14 protein-coding genes are annotated in these 17,312 nt (G+C 71.7%); 4 read left to right on the forward strand and 10 right to left on the reverse strand.

Features of this window, described 5'->3' with window-relative positions; genetic code table 11:
• The first annotated feature begins 33 nt into the window (after window positions 1-33).
• Window positions 34-1,320, forward strand: coding sequence for a sialidase family protein (locus AB0J87_RS14785; protein WP_363965502.1), 1,287 nt, complete (start codon window positions 34-36; stop codon window positions 1,318-1,320).
• 57 nt (window positions 1,321-1,377) lie between these two features.
• On the opposite strand, the gene AB0J87_RS14790 is transcribed toward AB0J87_RS14785, so the two are convergent.
• Window positions 1,378-2,667, reverse strand: coding sequence for an MFS transporter (locus AB0J87_RS14790; RefSeq protein ID WP_363965504.1), 1,290 nt, complete (start codon window positions 2,665-2,667; stop codon window positions 1,378-1,380).
• Window positions 2,668-2,754: 87 nt separating this feature from the next.
• On the opposite strand from AB0J87_RS14790, the gene AB0J87_RS14795 reads away from it, so the two are divergent.
• The gene (locus AB0J87_RS14795) at window positions 2,755-3,390 is read left to right on the forward strand and encodes an HAD family hydrolase (protein WP_350722345.1); all 636 of its coding nucleotides are present in this window, start codon (window positions 2,755-2,757) and stop codon (window positions 3,388-3,390) included.
• 4 nt (window positions 3,391-3,394) lie between these two features.
• On the opposite strand, the gene AB0J87_RS14800 is transcribed toward AB0J87_RS14795, so the two are convergent.
• The 3 genes from AB0J87_RS14800 to AB0J87_RS14810 form a co-directional block, all read right to left on the reverse strand.
• Window positions 3,395-4,279, reverse strand: a complete 885-nt coding sequence (locus AB0J87_RS14800) for an NAD(P)-dependent oxidoreductase (RefSeq protein ID WP_363965507.1) — start codon at window positions 4,277-4,279, stop codon at window positions 3,395-3,397.
• Window positions 4,280-4,341: 62 nt separating this feature from the next.
• On the reverse strand, window positions 4,342-7,860 hold the full coding sequence (locus tag AB0J87_RS14805; protein WP_363965509.1) for an AAA family ATPase: 3,519 nt from the start codon (window positions 7,858-7,860) through the stop codon (window positions 4,342-4,344).
• Window positions 7,861-8,970 (reverse strand): exonuclease SbcCD subunit D, encoded by a 1,110-nt coding sequence (locus AB0J87_RS14810; RefSeq protein ID WP_363965511.1) that lies wholly within the window; start codon window positions 8,968-8,970, stop codon window positions 7,861-7,863.
• Between the two features lie 107 nt (window positions 8,971-9,077).
• Here AB0J87_RS14810 and AB0J87_RS14815 point away from each other — a divergent pair, with 107 nt between their 5' ends.
• Window positions 9,078-10,571 (forward strand): prolyl oligopeptidase family serine peptidase, encoded by a 1,494-nt coding sequence (locus AB0J87_RS14815; RefSeq protein ID WP_363965513.1) that lies wholly within the window; start codon window positions 9,078-9,080, stop codon window positions 10,569-10,571.
• Here the strand turns inward: AB0J87_RS14815 and AB0J87_RS14820 are convergent.
• Both AB0J87_RS14820 and AB0J87_RS14825 read right to left on the reverse strand, forming a co-directional pair.
• Complete coding sequence (locus tag AB0J87_RS14820; RefSeq protein ID WP_363965515.1) at window positions 10,544-11,467, reverse strand: alpha/beta hydrolase; 924 nt, start codon at window positions 11,465-11,467, stop codon at window positions 10,544-10,546. The genes AB0J87_RS14815 and AB0J87_RS14820 overlap by 28 nt on opposite strands.
• A gap of 1 nt (window position 11,468) precedes the next feature.
• Window positions 11,469-12,356 (reverse strand): crotonase/enoyl-CoA hydratase family protein, encoded by an 888-nt coding sequence (locus AB0J87_RS14825; protein ID WP_363965517.1) that lies wholly within the window; start codon window positions 12,354-12,356, stop codon window positions 11,469-11,471.
• A gap of 89 nt (window positions 12,357-12,445) precedes the next feature.
• On the opposite strand from AB0J87_RS14825, the gene AB0J87_RS14830 reads away from it, so the two are divergent.
• Window positions 12,446-13,882 carry an LCP family protein gene (locus AB0J87_RS14830; RefSeq protein ID WP_363965519.1) on the forward strand — a complete coding sequence of 479 codons (1,437 nt, stop codon included), beginning with the start codon at window positions 12,446-12,448 and terminating at the stop codon, window positions 13,880-13,882.
• 29 nt (window positions 13,883-13,911) lie between these two features.
• Here AB0J87_RS14830 and AB0J87_RS14835 read toward each other — a convergent pair whose 3' ends face one another.
• Genes AB0J87_RS14835 through AB0J87_RS14850 form a run of 4 tightly spaced genes read right to left on the reverse strand, consistent with a single transcriptional unit; the run spans window position 13,912 to window position 17,213 of the window.
• Window positions 13,912-14,856 (reverse strand): asparaginase, encoded by a 945-nt coding sequence (locus tag AB0J87_RS14835; RefSeq protein WP_363965521.1) that lies wholly within the window; start codon window positions 14,854-14,856, stop codon window positions 13,912-13,914.
• Complete coding sequence (locus AB0J87_RS14840; RefSeq protein ID WP_355194808.1) at window positions 14,849-15,664, reverse strand: amino acid ABC transporter permease; 816 nt, start codon at window positions 15,662-15,664, stop codon at window positions 14,849-14,851. The genes AB0J87_RS14835 and AB0J87_RS14840 overlap by 8 nt, the downstream gene beginning before the upstream one ends.
• Window positions 15,661-16,305, reverse strand: coding sequence for an amino acid ABC transporter permease (locus AB0J87_RS14845; RefSeq protein WP_355194806.1), 645 nt, complete (start codon window positions 16,303-16,305; stop codon window positions 15,661-15,663). The genes AB0J87_RS14840 and AB0J87_RS14845 overlap by 4 nt, the downstream gene beginning before the upstream one ends.
• On the reverse strand, window positions 16,305-17,213 hold the full coding sequence (locus AB0J87_RS14850) for a glutamate ABC transporter substrate-binding protein (RefSeq protein WP_350722363.1): 909 nt from the start codon (window positions 17,211-17,213) through the stop codon (window positions 16,305-16,307). Before AB0J87_RS14850 ends, AB0J87_RS14845 begins: the two co-directional genes overlap by 1 nt.
• Between the last annotated feature and the right edge of the window lie 99 nt (window positions 17,214-17,312).

The following is a 17,312-nucleotide window of genomic DNA, read 5'->3' on the forward strand; positions in this document are numbered from 1 at the left end:
CCACGGTCAACAGATAGTTGTACTTTTCGCACGGTGAGACCTTTATGTGTCCGATCGCTCGCGGCCATCGCGCTGGTCGCCGCGAGCCTCCTCGTAGCGACTCCGGCCGATGCGGCGTCCACGCCCTCCGCGGAAGTGCTCTTCGACGGAGGCAACGAGGCCTACGTCAACGGCGCCTACCGGGTCGACTACCACTCCTTCCGCGCGCCGGCCGTGATCCGTACCAAGGGGAACACGGTCATCGCCTTCGCCGAAGGCCGGGTCGGCGACAACGACGACTACGGCAACATCGACCTCATCTACAAGACCTCCAGGGACTCCGGCAAACCCGGCACCTGGTCCGGGATCAAGGCGGTGGCCACCGGGTGGCCGGACGCCGTCGGCAACCCCACCGCGGTCTTCGACGGGCAGACCGTCTACCTGTTCTTCAACCGGATGGCGGCCAGTTGGACGAGCGTCGGCGACTTCGACAGCTGGGACGACCGCGCGGTGTGGGTGGCCTCGTCAGCCACCGACGCCAACGGCCTGCCCACCGGCGGCTGGACCCTCACCGACAAGACCGACACGCTCAAACCGCACAAGGACCCGAGCGATCCGTTGAACAGGAGATGGTTCAACGACTCGATCGGCCCCGGCGCCGGCATCAAGATGACCGACGGAACGCTGGTCATCCCGGCCAAGTGGCGCAACATCTACAAGCGGCCAGGGGATACTGACTGGCACTACCAGGAGTTGACGAACACCGACGTCACCAAGACCGACGAGGCCACGATCCTGCAGCGGTTCAGCGGCGACCTGTATCGCAACGATCGTGCCAGGTTCGCCAACGCCGGCGATCCGCCGCTGCTCAAGCGGCTGGTCGCCACCGGCACCCTCGACGGCGGCTTCTCCGGCTACGCCGATCACCTCGAGCCGGACGGCCGTGTCCTGCCCGATCCCGACTGCCAGGCCTCGACGCTGCGCTTCGCCGGGTCGCCGAACCGGATCCTGTTCCTCGGCCCCCACCCGGGCAGCGGCTCCCGAAGCCGGACCCCCATGCGCGTCTGGATGAGCTACGACGACGGCGTCGGCTGGCCGTACACCCGCCTGCTCGGCGACTTTCCCGCGCCCCAGCCGAAGGGACGGGACGGCAGGCCGAACGTGAACGGGGTCGAAGGGGGCTACTCCAGCATGCTGCAGACCGCCGACAATCAGGTCGGCGCGGCCATCGAGTGGGGCGAGCAGAACAGTTCGGGCAGCGACAAGAACATGAGCATCATCTTCCGCCGCTTCCACCCCACCTGGGTCGCCAACGGCCGCCCGGAACCGCCGCCGGCATAGCCGTCGCCTTGGCTGCCGCAGCGCTCACTGCCCACGACGCGCCGACCTGACAAAGCACTACTGGAGGCTGTCCTCGCCCGTCTCGGGGAGGGCGAGCAGGCAGAGCAGGCTCAGCAGGGCCATCGCCGAGACGTACGCGCCGACGCCCATCACGCCCACCCCGCCGGCCTGCAGGCTCGTGGCGACCAGCGGGGGCACCGCGCCGCCGAGCACGCCGCCCAGGCTGTAGGCCACCGAGGCGCCGCTGTAGCGGTACTGGGTCTTGAAGAGCTCCGGCAGGTACGCGCCCATCGGCCCGAAGACCAGCCCCATCAGGCCGAGCGCCCCCGCCAGCGCCACGCCCACCAGGAACACGGACCTGGTCTCCATCAGCGGGAACATCACCAGCCCCCACACGACGGCCACGCCCGTCCCGGTGAGCAGGGTGCGGCGGCGGCCCAGGCGGTCGGAGACCATCGCGGAGACCACCGTGCCCGCGGCCATGAACACGACCCCGACCATGGTCAGGCCGAGCATGGTGGTCTTCGGGATCTTGAGCGCGGTGGTGCCGTACGCCAGGCAGTAGGTGGTGGCGGTGTAGAAGAGCGTGTAGGCGACGGTCATGGCGCCGGCGCCGAGGAGCACGCGCCGCCACTGCTGCCGCAGGAGGGCCACGATCGGCACCTTGGCGATCCGGCGCTGGTCCATGGCCGCCTGGAAGACCGGCGTCTCGGAGATCTTGAGCCGTACGTACAAGCCGACGATCACCAGCAGCAGGCTCGCCACGAACGGCAGCCGCCACCCCCACGCCCCGAACTGCTCATCGCTGAGCGTCTCCCCCAGCACGAGGAACAGCCCGTTCGCGACGATGAACCCGGCCGACGGGCCGAGCTGCGGGAACATCGCGTACAGCCCGCGCCTGCCGGGCGGCGCGTGCTCGGTGGCCAGCAGCGCCGCGCCGCCCCATTCGCCCCCGAGCCCGATGCCCTGCGTGAACCTCAGCAGCACCAGCAGCACGGGCGCGATCACGCCGATGGCCGCGTAGCCGGGCAGCAGCCCGATGGCGACCGTGGAGAGCCCCATCACCAGCAGCGACACCACGAGCATGGACTTGCGGCCGACCCGGTCGCCCCAGTGCCCGAACAGGGCCGAGCCGAGCGGGCGCGACAGGAACGCCACCGCGAAGGTCGAGAACGCCGCCAGGTTGCCCGCCACCGGGTCCATGCCGGGGAAGAAGGCGGTGTTGAGCACCAGGGCCGCCGCGGTGCCATAAATGTAGAAATCATAGAATTCGATCGCCGTGCCGATGAGGCTGGCGGCCGCGATCCTTGACCGGCTGGGTGCGGCGATTTGGGGGGACGTTGTCACATTTGTCTCACTATGCGGAATAGCGTCTTGTGAAGCGATACGAAGAAGCTATCACCAGCGGAAAGACACCTCTGAAGGGAACGGGTTTTGGCTGTCGATCTTGTCATCTTCGACTGCGACGGAACGCTCGTGGACAGCGAGCCGATCTCCGTACGCGTGGGCACGGCGGCGCTGCGCCGCCTGGGCTGGTCGATTGACGAGACGGAGTACATCGAGCGGTTCGTGGGCTGCACGAACGACTACTGGGAAGAGCAGGTGGGCGAGACGCCGCCGGGCTGGCGCGATCAGCTCAGAGCCGAGTACACGGCGGCGGTCAAGGCCGAGCTGCGCACGGTCCGAGGCATCGAGGAGGCGCTCGACCGGCTCACCGTGCCGAGCTGCGTGGCCTCGAACGGCCGGCACAGCGTGATCCGCCACAGCCTCGAGCTCGTGGGGCTGGCCGGGCGGTTCGACGGGCGGGTGTTCAGCGCCGAGGACGTCGCCAGGGGCAAGCCGGAGCCGGACCTGTTCCTGCACGCGGCGGCCACGCTGGGGGCCGAGCCGGAGCGGTGCGTGGTGGTGGAGGACAGCCCGTTCGGGGTGACCGCGGCGATGCGCGCGGGCATGCGCTGCCTGGCCTTCGCCGGCGGCCTCATCCCCGGCGACCGCCTCGCCGGTCTGGGCGCCACCCTGTTCCACGATCCGGCCACGCTGCCGGAGCTGATCACCTCCCTCGAACGCTGAGTCGTCACCCCTGGCGGGTACGGCCGTTCTCGTCCAGGTAGTCGCGCCACGACCGCTTCGGGGTCCAGCCCAGCAGGCGGTGGGCCTTGTCGCACGAGATGCCCGAGGAGTCCGGGCGGGAGATCGGCCGCAGCTCGATCCGGTCGCCGTAGTGCTCCCGCAGCTTGACGGCGAAGTCGTGCCCGCCCGCGTTGTCGGGCGCGGCGATGTAGAACACCTCGTGCCCGGGCAGGTCGGACTCGACGGCCAGGACGATCGCGTCCGCGAGGTCGTACACGTCGGTGTAGCTCCACAGCCCCGCGCCGATCAAGGAGGCGTCGCGGACCTGCGGTCCGATGTTGCGCTCGTAGTTGCCCTCGTGCTGCACCCAGCTCGGCCGCAGCGAGATGCACCTGATGTCGGAGCGGCGCACCGCGGCGTCCATGAGCTGCTCGCCGAAGTGCTTGGACAGCGCGTACGGGTCCTGCGGCCGGGCCGGATGCTCCTCGTCCACCGGCGCGTAGTCGGGCAGAAAGGGCCGGTCGGCGAAGAAGTAGCCGGGGACGGTCTCGCTGGAGATGTTCACGAAGCGGGGGACGCCCAGGCGGATCGCCGCCTCGATCATGTTGAACGTGGCCATCAGGTTGTTCTGGAAGACCACGTGCGGCGCGTTGGCGGTGGGGTCGGGGATGGCGGCGGCGTGCACGACCGCGTCGGCCCCGTGGACCACGGCGTACGCCTGCCCGGCGTCGGTCAGCTCGGCCTGCTTGTAGGCGGGTTCGCCGGGCTCGTGCCGCTCCCAGACCGGGCGCGTGAGGTCCACGCCGGTCACCTCGTGACCGGCCTCGGCCAGCGCCTTGACGGCCGCCCGGCCGACCTTGCCATGGGCTCCGGTGACGACGACGCGCATGGGTCCACTCCTTCATGGGGTTCGTGCGAGCAATCTACGCGAGATCGCTCCGCCGTCGCCGCTCAGCCCACCCCTGTCAGCGACACGGTGGACCCGGCGCGGGTCTTGGTGACCTTGAGCTGCGCCGTGATCCTCGACCGCAGCTCGGCGACGTGGCTGACGATGCCCACGGCCCGCCCGCCGTCGCGCAGCCCGTCGAGGATGTCCAGCACGCCGTCGAGGGTGTCCTCGTCGAGGGTGCCGAAGCCCTCGTCCACGAAGAGCGTGCCCAGCTCGGTGCCCCCGGCCTCGGCCGTGACGACGTCCGCGAGCCCCAGCGCCAGCGCCAGCGACGTGATGAAGCTTTCACCGCCGGACAGCGTGGCCGGGTCGCGGTCGACGCCGGTCCACCCGTCGGCCACCCGCAGCCCCAGCCCGCCCCCGGAGCGCCCCCGGGACCCGGCCGTCTTGCGCAGGTCGTGACGCAGCAGGTAGCGGCCTGCCGACATGTGGTCGAGCCGTTCGTTCGCGGCGTCCACCACCTGCCGCAGCCGCTCCCCCAGCACGTATGACGACAGGCTCATGCTCCACTGGTTGTCGCCGGACGTGCCGCTGGCCAGCGCCGCCATGCGCTCGGCCAGCCGGTGCCGCTCGGCCGCCGGGCGCCAGCGCTCGATGCGATCGGACAGCTCGCCGTGCAGCTGGGCCAGCCGCTCCGCCCTGGCCACGGCCCGGTCGCGCGCGCTCGACAGCCTCGTGTGCGCCTCCTCCAGCCGGTCACGCTCGCTCCCGATCGAGGCCAGGTCGGGCGCGGGCGCGGCCGCTGCCGCGACCAGCTCGGGGTCGGCCAGGACGCTCGTGACGGCGGCGTGCTCGTCGTCCAGCCGCCGTAGCGCCTCCGCCCGCCGCTCCCGCTCCACGGGACTCCGGAACGCCGCCTCCACCTCGGGCACGTCCGCGAACCCGGCCTCGGCCGCCGCCTCCTCCGCGGCCCGCCGGGCCCTGCCCAGCTCGTCGATGGACGCCATCGCCGCCTGCGTGGCCTCCAGGGCCTCCCGCAGCAGCCCGGCCTCGTCGTGCAGCCTCGACAGGCGCGCGGTCAGGGTGGGATCGTCGCCCCGCGCCGCGTCCAGCCGGGCGCCGAGCCGTCCGGCGTCGCCGCTCAGCTCCTCATGACGGGTGCGGTACGCGGCCAGCCGCGCCTCGACCCGGCGCCTCTCCTCCTCCAGCTCCAGGCGTTCCCGGCCGAGCGCCGCCGCCTCCCGCGCCAGCACCGGCTCCCCGTCCGCCGACGCGCGCAGCCTGCGCAGCTCCCGCTCGGCCCGCGCCAGCACACCCCGCCCGTCCGGACGTGCGGATTCCGGGTCCGCGGGGGGCAGGGTCGTCTGGAGGAGGCGGGTGCGTTCGGACTCCAGGTGGGTGTGGTGGGCGCGGTGGCCGGCGAGGGTCTCGGCGATCTCCCTGGCCTGGTCTCTGACCCGTTCGCGCTCGATCTCGACGCGTTCGAGCGCCGCGGCCAGGGCGGGCTCGCGGTCGGCCACCGCCTCGAGGCGGGCCAGCTCCTGCTCCGCCCCCAGCACCTGCGCCTCGGCCGTATCGACGTCCAGACCCCCGGTGGCCTCGACCGCGTCGGCGTGCCGGGACTCCAGGGAGGCCAGGGCGCGTTCGGCGGCCTCGCGCTGGGCCAGGGCGGCTTCGTGGGCGCTCTCGGCCTCGTGCTCGTCGTCGGCCGACGGCGCGCTGGGGACCGGGGAGGCGGGATCGGGGTGGTGGTCGGAGCCGCAGACCGCGCAGGGCCGGCCGTCGGACAGGTCACGGGCCAGCTCCGCCGCCATGCCGTCGATGCGCGCCTGGCGCAGGTCGAGCCAGCGTTCGCGGAGCGCCTGGGCGTGGTCCACGAGCGCCTGGTGGGCGGCGGCGGCCGCCTCCAGCTCAGCGGCGAGGGCCTCGCGGCGGTGGGTGGCCTCCAGCGCGGCCCTGGCGGCGTCGAGCCGTGCCGACGCCGCGGGGATGGCCGCCGCCTCCGCCTGGACGTCGGCCAGGGCCGCGGCGGCGTCGGCGATCCGCTCGGGCAGCTCGGCCTCGGCGGCGGACACCTCGGCCTCGCGCTGGGCCAGCGCGTCGAGCTCGGCCGCCAGCCTGGCCAGCTCGTCGTCGATCTCGATCAGGTGGGCGGCGGCGTCGCGTACCGCCTGCGCGGCCGGGATCCTGGCGGCGTCCATGCGCGCCCCGGCCAGCCTGCCCTCGGCCCGCTCGATGAGGGCGGGCAGGGCGGCCAGCCGCGCGCTGACGGCCTCGTCGGCGCCGACCAGCTCGGCCAGCTCCTCCTCCACGCGCAGCAGGTCACGCCGGACCACCGACAGCCGGGCCTCCTCGGTGAGCAGCTCCGACAGCCGCGCGATCTCGGCCTGCCGCTCCCGCTCCAGCGCGGCCAGCTCGGCCGCCGACGGCTCACCCGTCGGCCACCCACCCGGCACGGGCCCGACGACAGCTGAGCCCTCCGAAGCCGAGCCGCCCGGTGAGTGGCCGGTGGCGTCGGCCGCCTGCCGGGCGAGAAGGGGGCGGGCCCGGGCGAGGGCGTCGGCGGCGAGGGCGCGTGCCTTGGCGGCGGCCTCCGAACGCTGCCTGACCGCCGTGATCAGAGGCAGCACCCGATCGGCCCTGGCCGCGTCGTCGAGGATGGCCTGCAGGTCGGCCCGTTCGTCCGCCCGCTCGTCAAGGGTGCGGCGCATGGTGAGCGCCTCGGCGTGCCGGCGCTGCCGGTCGGCCAGCGCGGCGGCCTGCTCGAACCGCAGCCGCGCCGAACGCGCGGCCTGCCCGGCCGCCTCGTGCTCCTCGCCCGCCCGGCCCACGACGGCCCGCGCGGCGTCGAGCAGCGCCCCTGCCCATCGCAGGGGATCGTCCTCGGGCTCGGAGGCCTCGTCCAGGTCGTCGCCCGCCGCCTCCTCGACCCGCTGGACGGCGAAGTCGACCTCCTGCCGGAGCTCCTGCGCCTCCCGGAAAGCCAGCTTGCGGTGCTCGGCCAGCCACGACTCCGCCTGGGTGAAGACCTTGACCGAGAACAGCCGCTCCAGCAGCCTGCGGCGCTCCTCCCCCTCGGCCCGCAGGAACTTGGCGAAATTGCCCTGAGGCAACATCGCCACCTGGCAGAACTGGGCGGCGTTCATGCCCAGCAGCCCGCCGATCAGGTCGCCCGCCTCGTCCAGCCGGGTGGTCAGGCCCTGCCACTCCGACCCGCGCCACTCCGAGACGACGACCTTGGGCTTCTCCTCGGTGAACCCCGTCCCGCGCAGCTTGGGCCGCTGCCAGGACGGCGAGCGCTGGATGCGGAGTAACCGCCCGCGGATGGTGACCTCCAGCGTGACCGAGGGTCCGGCCGACGGCGGGGCGTGGTCGCAGCGCAGGCTGCGGGCGTCGTTGCGCTGCGGGTCGGGCACCTGACCGTAGAGGCCGAAGCAGAGCGCGTCGAGGATGGTGGTCTTGCCCGCCCCCGTGGGCCCCTGGATCAGGAACAGGCCCGCCTCGGCCAGCGCGTCGAAGTCGACCGCCTCAGTGCCCGGGAACGACCCGAACGCCGTCAGCGAGAGCCGGTGCGGCCGCATCTACGCCATCGTCTCCTTCACCCTCGACGCCTCGATGGCCTGTCTTAGCAGGTCTTCCTCGTCACGTGCGGCAGGCTCGCCGCGTACTTCCCTGACGAAATCGAGGGCCACCTCCGCCTCCGGCCGCCCGCTCAACCGTACGGGCTGGGCGGCGGGCGCGGCGCCGACCGGGTCGAAGGAGAGGGCGAGGGTGTGGGGGAAGCGGGCGCGCAGCCGGTCCATGGCCGATTTGGGGCGGACGGCGTCGGTGAGGGTGACGTGCAGCCAGTGGTCCTCGTACGGGGTGTGCCGGGCAGAGGTCAGCAGCTCCTCCAGGTCCCCCCGCAGCCGCCCCACGGGCCTCGGCACCGGCGCCGGCACGAAGTCGGCCCCCGAGCCGAGCGTGACCAGCCACGAGCCCTTGACGTGGCCGACCTCCGAGAACGAGTACGCCAGCGGCGACCCCGAGTAACGCACCGTCTCCGACATGCGCTGCCGCCCGTGGAGGTGGCCCAGCGCGACATAGGACACCCCGTCGAAGGCCGACAGCGGGACGTGGGCCACCCCGCCCACGCTGATGTCGCGCTCGCTGTCGCTGGCCCGGCCCCCGACGACGAAGCAGTGCGACAGCACCACCGAGGCGCGGTGGCGGGCGGCGTCGGCCCTGACGCGGTCCATCGCGTACGTGAGGGCGGCCGTGTGGCTCCGGTCGGGCAGCTCCCAGGCGTGGCGGACCAGCTCGGGCTCCAGGTAGGGGATGCCGTAGAAGGCCACGTCGTCGATCAGCACCGGCTCCCAGGAAAGGTCGGGCGAGGTGCGTACGTGCACCCCGGCGGCCTCGAAGAGGCCCGAGCCGAAGCGCAGCCGCAGCGCCGAGTCGTGGTTGCCGCTGATCAGCACCACCCGCGCCCCCGCCGCGCGCAGCCGCCCGAGCGCCGAGTCCAGGAGCGCGACCGCGTCGACCGGCGGCAGCGCGCGGTCGTAGACGTCGCCCGCGACCGCCACCACGTCGACCCGCTCCGCCCGGACCGTCTCCACCAGGTGGTCGACGAACGCCTCCTGCGCCGAAAGCAGGCTCTCGCGATGGAACGAGCGCCCCAGATGCCAGTCTGAGGTGTGCAGGATCCGCATGTCGCAGGAAGCTAACAGCTCTCACCGACAAATGCGGCCTCATCTGTCCCGCAGGCCGGGAGTAGGCTAGAAGATCGGCGGGCAAACCAACGCACATGGGGAGGCCGATGCGCACTGGCCGTGGCACCTTGAGCGTCGCCGCCGGTCTGGTGCTGGTGGCTCTCGCGACGGTCGGATACGTGCTGCCGCCCGCGTTCGATCCGCCGCCGCTCAAGGTCGATCCAGCCTTCCAGACGATCCCGGCGCAGCCCACGAGCGAGCTGCGGCCGGTGGTGGCGGTCGATCCCGTCCGCAGGGAGGAGATCTCCGTCTCGGCGGAGGGTCAACGCCTGGACGGAACACTCCGGTTGCCGGTGACCCCAGGGCGGCACCCGGCGATGGTGTTCGTGTCGGGTTCGGGCAACGGGTCGCGGACGGAGTTCACGCCGCAGGCGGAGTTCCTGGCCAAGGCGGGCGTGGTGACGATCGCGTTCGACAAGCGCACGGTCGGCTACAACTTCCGCCAGCGGGACTTCTCGCTGCTCGCCGACGACGCCCTGCGCATGGTGGAGCTCCTGCGCACGCGTCCCGAGGTCGACCCGGCCCGCATCGGCCTGTGGGGGGTCAGCGAGGGCGGCTGGGTGGTGCCGATCGCCGCGGCGAAGAGCACGGCGGTGGGGTTCGTGATCCTGGTGTCGTCCCCGAACGTCTCCCCGCTGCGCCAGGTCGCCTGGGCGCTGAACGAGCAGCTGCTCCGGCTGCGGGCCCCGATCGGCGCCCGCGACCTGCTGACCCGGGCCATGGGCGGGGTCGGCTTCAACTTCCTCAGATATGACGCGCTGCCGGCATTAAGCGGGATCAGACAACCGGTCCTGGCCTTCTACGGCACCACCGACCCCTCGATCCCGTTCGTCGAGTCCACCCAGGCGCTCGTCAAGGGCATGAACAAGGCGGGCAACGACGACTACACGATCCGCTTCATGGCCAACGGCGACCACGCCATGCGGGTGAGCGGCGGCCCCTTCACCAAGGGCTACCTCGAGACCCTGGCCAACTGGATCACCGGCCTGCCCGGCACCGCGCGGCCCGCCCTGCACATGGCGGGCGCCACGCCGGTGCAGCGGTTCGAGGCCAGCGACGTGCCGGCCGCCCCCTGGTACGCGGGCGGCACGATGCTCGGGCTGACGATCTGCCTGGCCGCCGTCGGCTACGTGGCGGGCCCCGTCGCGGCCATGGTCGTACGCCTGCGCGGCCGTCCCCAGGTCCCCGCCGAGACGAACGCCAGGCTGTGGCCCCCGATCAGACGCCGGCTCAGCCGGATGGTCTGGACGGGCGTGGGCCTGCTGGCCTCGGTGATCGCGTTCATCACGTTGCTGGTGCTGTTCTCGGTCAACCAGGCGGGCGCCTGGCCGGCCGTGCTGGCCGGCTGGCTCATCGTGCGGCTGCTCGCGGCGCTCATGCTGATCCAGGAGGTGACGGCCGTGGCGGCGTTCGTGTCGGCGCTGCGCGAGGGCATGCGGCCCGGCCGCTGGCAGCACGTGGCCGTCGCCGGCGTGCTGGGCGGCACGGGGCTGCTGCTGGTGGCGGCGGCCTACTACGGGCTGTTCTCCTTCCCCTGGTAGACATAAGCGTCCATCCAGCGGTCCAGCTCGGCGAAGACCTGCTTGCGCGCCGGCTCCGCCGACAGCACCAGGTCGTGCAGGCCGTCCGGGATGCGCACGCACGTGACGTGCGGGCCGAGCGAGGTGGCCCAGCGGGCGATGTGCTGGGGATCGAGCACGATGTCCGCCGAGCGGGCCTCCGGGACGAGGTCGCGTACCCGCAGCCCGTTGGTGGAGGCCAGCACGAGGACCGGCACGTCCACCGCGAGCCCCGCCTGCAGCCGCCGCTGCGCCCGGCGGATGGCGGCCAGCCACATGGCGTGCACGGAGAAGCCGCCCAGCGGCTTGAGCTCCAGGTCGTAGTCCCACTCGCCGCCCTCGCTGCGGTGCAGCGTCTGCCCGTAGACGGTGCTGACCCCCAGCGGGAGCGCCCACCGCGTGTACGAGAGGGGCGTCTTGAACAGGTCGGCCGCCATGCGCAGCGGGGCGGGCACGTTCAGGTCGAAGAACGGGCTGTTGAGCACCATCCCCTGCACCAGCCCCCGCCCGCGGACCCGGTCGGCCCACAGGGAGGCGACCAGGCCGCCGGTCGAGTGGGCGTTGATCGTCAGCTCGTCGTGGTCCTGCCTGACGATGCGGACGGCCTCGTCGATCTCGGGGAAGTAGTCGGTGACGCTCCTGATCAGGCCCCTGGTCTGGTGCGGCAGCAACGAACGCCCGTATTTGCGCAGGTCGAGAGCGTAGAAGTCGATGCCGCGCTGGATGTAGTGGTCGGCGAGGTGGTCCTGGAAGAAGTAGTCGGTGAACCCGTGCAGGTAGAGCACCGCCCTGCGGGATCCCGCCTTCCTGGAGACCAGCGTCGCGACGACCTCGCCCTCGAAGTCGTCCGGCAGCTGCAGCACGGTGATCTCGTACATGCTAGACACCATAAGGATTGTCCGGCCATGACGGGACACCGGGCGGCAGATCCTCGCTCACCCGCATCGGGAAGTCCGCCGGGCGCTTCTCCAGGAACGCCGTCACCCCCTCGACCGTGTCGGGCGCGCCGCCCAGCTCGGCCATGACGCGCGAGTCGGCCGCGTGCGCCTCCCACGGCGAGGACGACGACAGGCCCGACCACATCAGCCTGCGGATGGCGGCCACGGAGACGGCCGAGGTGTTGTCGGCGATCTCGCGGGCCAGCGCGTACGCCGCCGGCAGCAGCTCCTCGGGCGGATACACCCGCGAGACCAGCCGCCCTTCGAGCGCCTCGGAGGCGGGGAAGATCCGGCCGGTCGCGGCCCATTCCATGGCCTGGGCGATGCCGGCGATCCTGGGCAGGAACCAGCTCGACGCGGCCTCGGTGACGATGCCGCGCCGCGCGAACACGAACCCGAACCGCGCCTGCGCCGAGGCCAGCCGGACGTCCATGGGCAGCGTCATCGTCAGCCCGACGCCCACGGCGGGGCCGTTGATCGCGGCGATGACCGGCTTGAGCGAGCGGGCGATCCGGAGCGCGACCGTGCCGCCGCCGTCGCGCGGCACCCCGTCCACCAGCTCGCCACGTGCGCCGTCCGCGCCGTGCGCGAAGGTGTCCCCGCCGCCGCTCAGGTCCGCCCCGGCGCAGAACGCGCGGCCCGCCCCGGTGACCACCACCGCGCGCACCCCGTCGTCGGCGTCCGCGCGGTCGAACGCCTCGATCAACTCTCCGCGCATCGCAAAGGTGAAGGCGTTCAGCCGCTCCGGGCGGTTCAATGTGACGGTGGCGATCTGGTCGGCGACTTCGTACGCGATTTCGGTGAAGTCTGTTCGGCTACTGATGTTCATCCTCCGATAAAGACATATTTCGTATTAGGTGCGTAGGCTGCCGCCTCTGTAAGAGGCCTATTGTGGTAATTCGGGGAAACGGGGAAGGCGTGCGGCAGGCAAAGGAACCCTCGAGCGCCGGAGCGGTTCTCGGATGGCTGGCGCTGGCGGCGCTGGCGCCCGGGGCGGCCCATCTGCGCACCGGTTGGCGCAAAACCGGCCTCGCCCTGATCTCCTGCTACATCGTCGGCCTCCTGGCGCTGGTCGCGTTCGCGCTGACGACCGATAACCTGGTGGGCACGCTCATCGAGCGGATGACGACGATCATCGTGAGCGCCGCCGTGCTGGGCGTGACCTGGTTCGCCGTGATCGTGCACTCGTTCATCGTGCTGCGGCCGGGGCGGCTGCCACAAGGCGGGCAGATCGTCACCGGGACGCTGGCGGGGCTCCTCGCCGTCGCCGTGGTGCTCCCGTTCGGCGTGGTCACGCAGTACGTGTGGACCTTGCAGAGCACGGTCAACGACATCTTCCAGGAGACCCCGTCCGACGCCCCGCCGTCCGACGCCGCCGCTGCGGAGCGGCCGGAGGACCCGTGGGCGGGGCGGCAGCGGGTCAACATCCTGCTCCTGGGCGGCGACGCCGACGACAACCGGATCGGCGTGCGCACCGACAGCATGAACCTGGCCAGCGTCGACGTGAAGACCGGCAACACCGTGCTGTTCAGCCTGCCGCGCAACCTGGAGAACGTGCGTTTCCGCCCCGGCACGCCGATGGCCCAGCACTTCCCCAACGGCTTCCGCCTCCCGCCCGACCCCGGCGGCGGGCGCAGCGACCTGCTCAACAGCGTCTGGGAGTACGCCGACGCGCACCCGGAGATCTTCGGCGGCAAGCAGCACCAGGGCCCCAGGGTGCTGATGGACACGATCGGCTACACCCTCGGGGTCAAGGTCGACTGGTACGCCCTGGTCAACATGTGGGGCTTCGCCCGCCTCATCGACGCCATCGGCGGCATCACGATCACCGTCGAGCAGGACGTGGTGTTCGGCAAGTACAACGAGGGCCTGGTCAAGGCCGGCACGCGCAAGCTCAAGGGCGCCGACGCCATGTGGTACGCCCGCTCGCGCACGTTCAGCGACGACTACACCCGCATGCGCCGCCAGCGCTGCGTGCTCGGCGCGCTGCTCACCCAGGCGGACCCGGCGACCGTGCTGGCCCGCTTCAACCGGATCGCGCTGGCCACCAAGGAGCTGATCAGGACCGACATCCCGCGGGGGATGCTCAAGAACCTGGTGCCGCTGGCGCTGAAGGTCAAGAACGCCAAGGTGACGAGCGTGCAGTTCGTGCCGCCGCTGATCAACACCGGCTATCCCGACTGGGAGAGGATCCGCACCATCGCGGCGAAGGCGATGCGGGACTCGGGCGAGACCAAGCCGCCCGTCGCCGCCACCGCCTCCGCCGGCCCTTCTCCCAAGAAGACGGCGGCCGCCAAGAAGGCCGGCCAGAGCCCGGCGAAGGGCATCACGGACGGCTGCGACGGCTCGCTCTGACCTCCCGCGATGCTCTGACCTTCCGCGACTTACCCGCGGGCGACGATCCGGCCCACGGGGGCCCCGCCGCCCAGCACGTCCACCTGCTCGAACGCCGCCGCCGTCGAGACGTCGCAGCCCATGCGCCGCAGGACCGCCAGGGCGACGGCCGTGGTGGCGCGCGGGCTGCCGTCGATGACCTTGACCGCCACCGAGTGGCCCGACTCCAGGGCCACCACCAGCACGCCCTCCGCGCCGCCCTTGGCCACGGCGCCGGGCAGCGCCCGCATCAGCTCGGTGTTCTGGTGCCCGGTCCCGCCCACGTACTCGGGGTGCGCGCGCATGGCGTCGGCGACCTGGTGGGGCGCGCTGCCCGGCGCGGCCAGCACCAGGCCCTGCACGGCCCGCGCCAGCCCGGTCAGCGACAGGCCGAACAGCGGCGCGCCGCAGCCGTCCACCGCCACGTGTGCGGACTTCTCCCCCGCCAGCTCCTCGGTGACCGAACGGACCTGAAGCTGCAGGGGATGGCCGGCCGACAGGTAGCCGGGCACGTCCCAGTCGTTGGCCACGGCGGCGGCGAGCATGGCGGCGTGCTTGCCGGAGCAGTTCATGCGCTCGCGGGACTGGTCGGCGCCCTGCCTGATGAGCCCGTACATGGTGGGGGCGTCCTCCGGCCACGACGGCGGGCACGCCAGCGCGCCGAAGTCCAGGCCGTAGTCGTCGAGGATCTCGCGGACCAGCTCCACGTGGAAGTCCTCGCCCGTGTGGCTGCCCGCCGCGATGGCCAGCCGCGGCCCCGCCAGCGCCGCGCCGGCGGTGAGGCAGGCCAGCGCCTGGAACGGCTTGGCGGACGAGCGCGGCAGCACCGGCGCGTCCACCTTCCCGAGGACCACCTCGGCACGCCCGGACGGATCCAGGCCGACGGCGCTGCCGTAATGGACGCTCTCCACGAATCCGGAACGGATCACCTCGGCGAGCACGGCGTAGTCAGGCACGAGCGGCTCTCCTCCTGAAAGTGACGGGCTGGCGCGCTTCCAGGGTGCGGGCCAGCTTGGACAGGGAAACGTTGACCGCAAGATAGACCAATGCGACGACCAGATACGTCTGGATGAGCAGGCCGTTATAGGCCGCCAGCACCTTGCCGCTGTAGAGCAGCTCGCCGTAGCTGACCACGAAGCCCAGCGAGGTGTCCTTGAGCAGGCCGACGGACTGGCTGACGATCGACGGCAGCACGCGGCGGGCCGCCTGGGGCAGCACGACGAGGCGCATGGTCTGGAGCGGCGTGAGGCCGACGGCCAGGCCCGCCTCGGTCTGGCCGCGTTCGACGGAGTTGATGCCGGCGCGGAAGATCTCGGCGAAGGCGGCCGCGTTCGACGCCGTCAGGGGCACGACCAGCTTCCAGAACAGCGGCAGGTCCAGGCCGTAGCGTGGCAGCGCGAACAGCACCACGTACACCAGCAGCAGCGCCGGCACGACCCTGACGACCTCGACGTAGGCGGCGGCCGGGACTCGGATCCACCGGCGGTGCGAGAGCCTCCCCAGGGCCAGGACCAGGCCGAACGCCATGGACAGCGCCGCCGACACGATCGCCGCCAGGAACGTGGACCACAGTCCCGTCAGGAGGTAGCGCCACATCGGCCAGGTCGCGTACGGCTGCCAGCGGGCGGCGTCGAGCTGCCCGTTCGCCGCGAACTGCCGCACGGCCAGGACGGCGAGCGCGACGGCGGCCAGGACGCCGAGCACGGTCGCGACGCGGATGCGCCCGCGCGCCTTGGGGCCGGGCTCGTCGAAGAGGACGCTCACCGCAGGATCACCAGCTTGCGTTCGAGCCGGCCGGTGGCGAATCCCACCGCCGCGGCGATCAGCGCGTACGCCAGGCCCGCGCCGACGAAGATCGGGATGGGCTGCGCCTCGACGAGGTTCACCCGGTTGGCGGCGGCCGTCAGGTCCACGACGCCGACGGCTGCGGCCAGGGCGGTGTTCATCGTGGTGGCGATGAAGATGTTGCCGAGCGGCTGGACGACCGTGCGCAGCGCCTGCGGCAGGACCACGTGCCTGAGCGACTGGCCGAACGTCAGCCCGATCGCCCGCGCCGCCTCGCCCTGCCCCCTGCCCACCGAGTTCACGCCGGAGCGCAGGGCCTCGCCAACGTACGCGGCCTCGTACACGGCGATGACCACGATGGCGGTGACCAGCGGCTCGGCCTTGACGCCGATCTCCGGCAGGCCGAAGAAGGCCAGGACGAGCAGGACGAGGAGCGGCAGGTTCTGGAAGGACTCCACGTACGCGGTGCCGATGGCGCGCAGCACCCGCACCGGGCTGACGCGCAGCGCGCACACCAGTGCCCCCAGCACCGCCGCGCCCGCGAAGGACGCGGCGGTGAGCTGGAACGTCACGATCAGCCCCTGCCACAGCTCGGGCAGGTGATCGAGGAGAACGGACATCAGGACCCCGGCACGGAGCCGATCTGCGGCGGCTGGGGAGCGTCGCCGGTCACCACGGTGCCGATGGACTTCTTCCAGATGTCCTGCCAGACCCCGGTGTCCTGGGTCTTCTTCAACCAGTCGTTGACGAACTTCTTGAACTGGTCGTCACCGTGCTTGAGCCCGATCCCGTACGGATCCACGGTGAACGGCTTGGTCACGATCTCGATCGACGGGTCCTTCTTGGCGTCCGCGATGAGGATCGTCTCATCCTGCACGTAGGCCACGCCCCGGTCCTGCTTGAGCGCCTGGACGCACTCCGGGTCGCTGCCGAAGGTGATGATCTCCGCCTGCGGCGCCAGCTTCTTGATCGCGGGGATGGCCGGGGTGTTCGCGCCCGCCAGGACCTTCTTGCCGTTCAGGTCCTCCGGCTTGGCGATGCCCGTAGCGCCCTTCTTCACCGCGATCGTCAGCCCCGAGGTGTAGTACGGGCCCGCGAACGCCACCTGCTTCGCCCGCTCCTCGGTGATCGTGTACGTCTGGAAGACGACGTCCACGGTCCCGTTGGCCAGCAGCGCCTCCCGGGTCTCCGACGCCGAGTTGACGATCTTCACCTTGGGCTCGCCCAGGATGTACTTGGCCAGCGCCTTGCCCATGTCCGCGTCGAACCCCTCGACCTCGCCGGTGGCGGGGTTCTGCTGGGAGAGCAGGGGCGCGTCCAGCGAGCCGCCCACGAGGAGCTCGCCGCGCTGTTTGATCTTCTCCATGGTGGAGCCGGGCAGGATGTCGGCCGCCGCCGCGACGGGCGCCTTGGCCAGGACGTCGCTGCCCTTCTCGGACGGCGCTCCGGGCACGGCGGGACTACTCGACTCACCACAGGCCGCCAGCCCTAACAGCGAGACGGCGACGAGGGCGACAAACCTCTTCATGAACGGTCACTTCCTTCGATTTCGAAGATAGGCCGGACCGTAGTGGGAGATTTCGTAGCAAGTCAATACGTTGTCGGCCTAAGTCTGAACATGGTAGGT

The organism is Nonomuraea sp. NPDC049625, assembly GCF_040675285.1.
Taxonomy (GTDB): Bacteria; Actinomycetota; Actinomycetes; order Streptosporangiales; family Streptosporangiaceae; genus Nonomuraea; species Nonomuraea angiospora_A.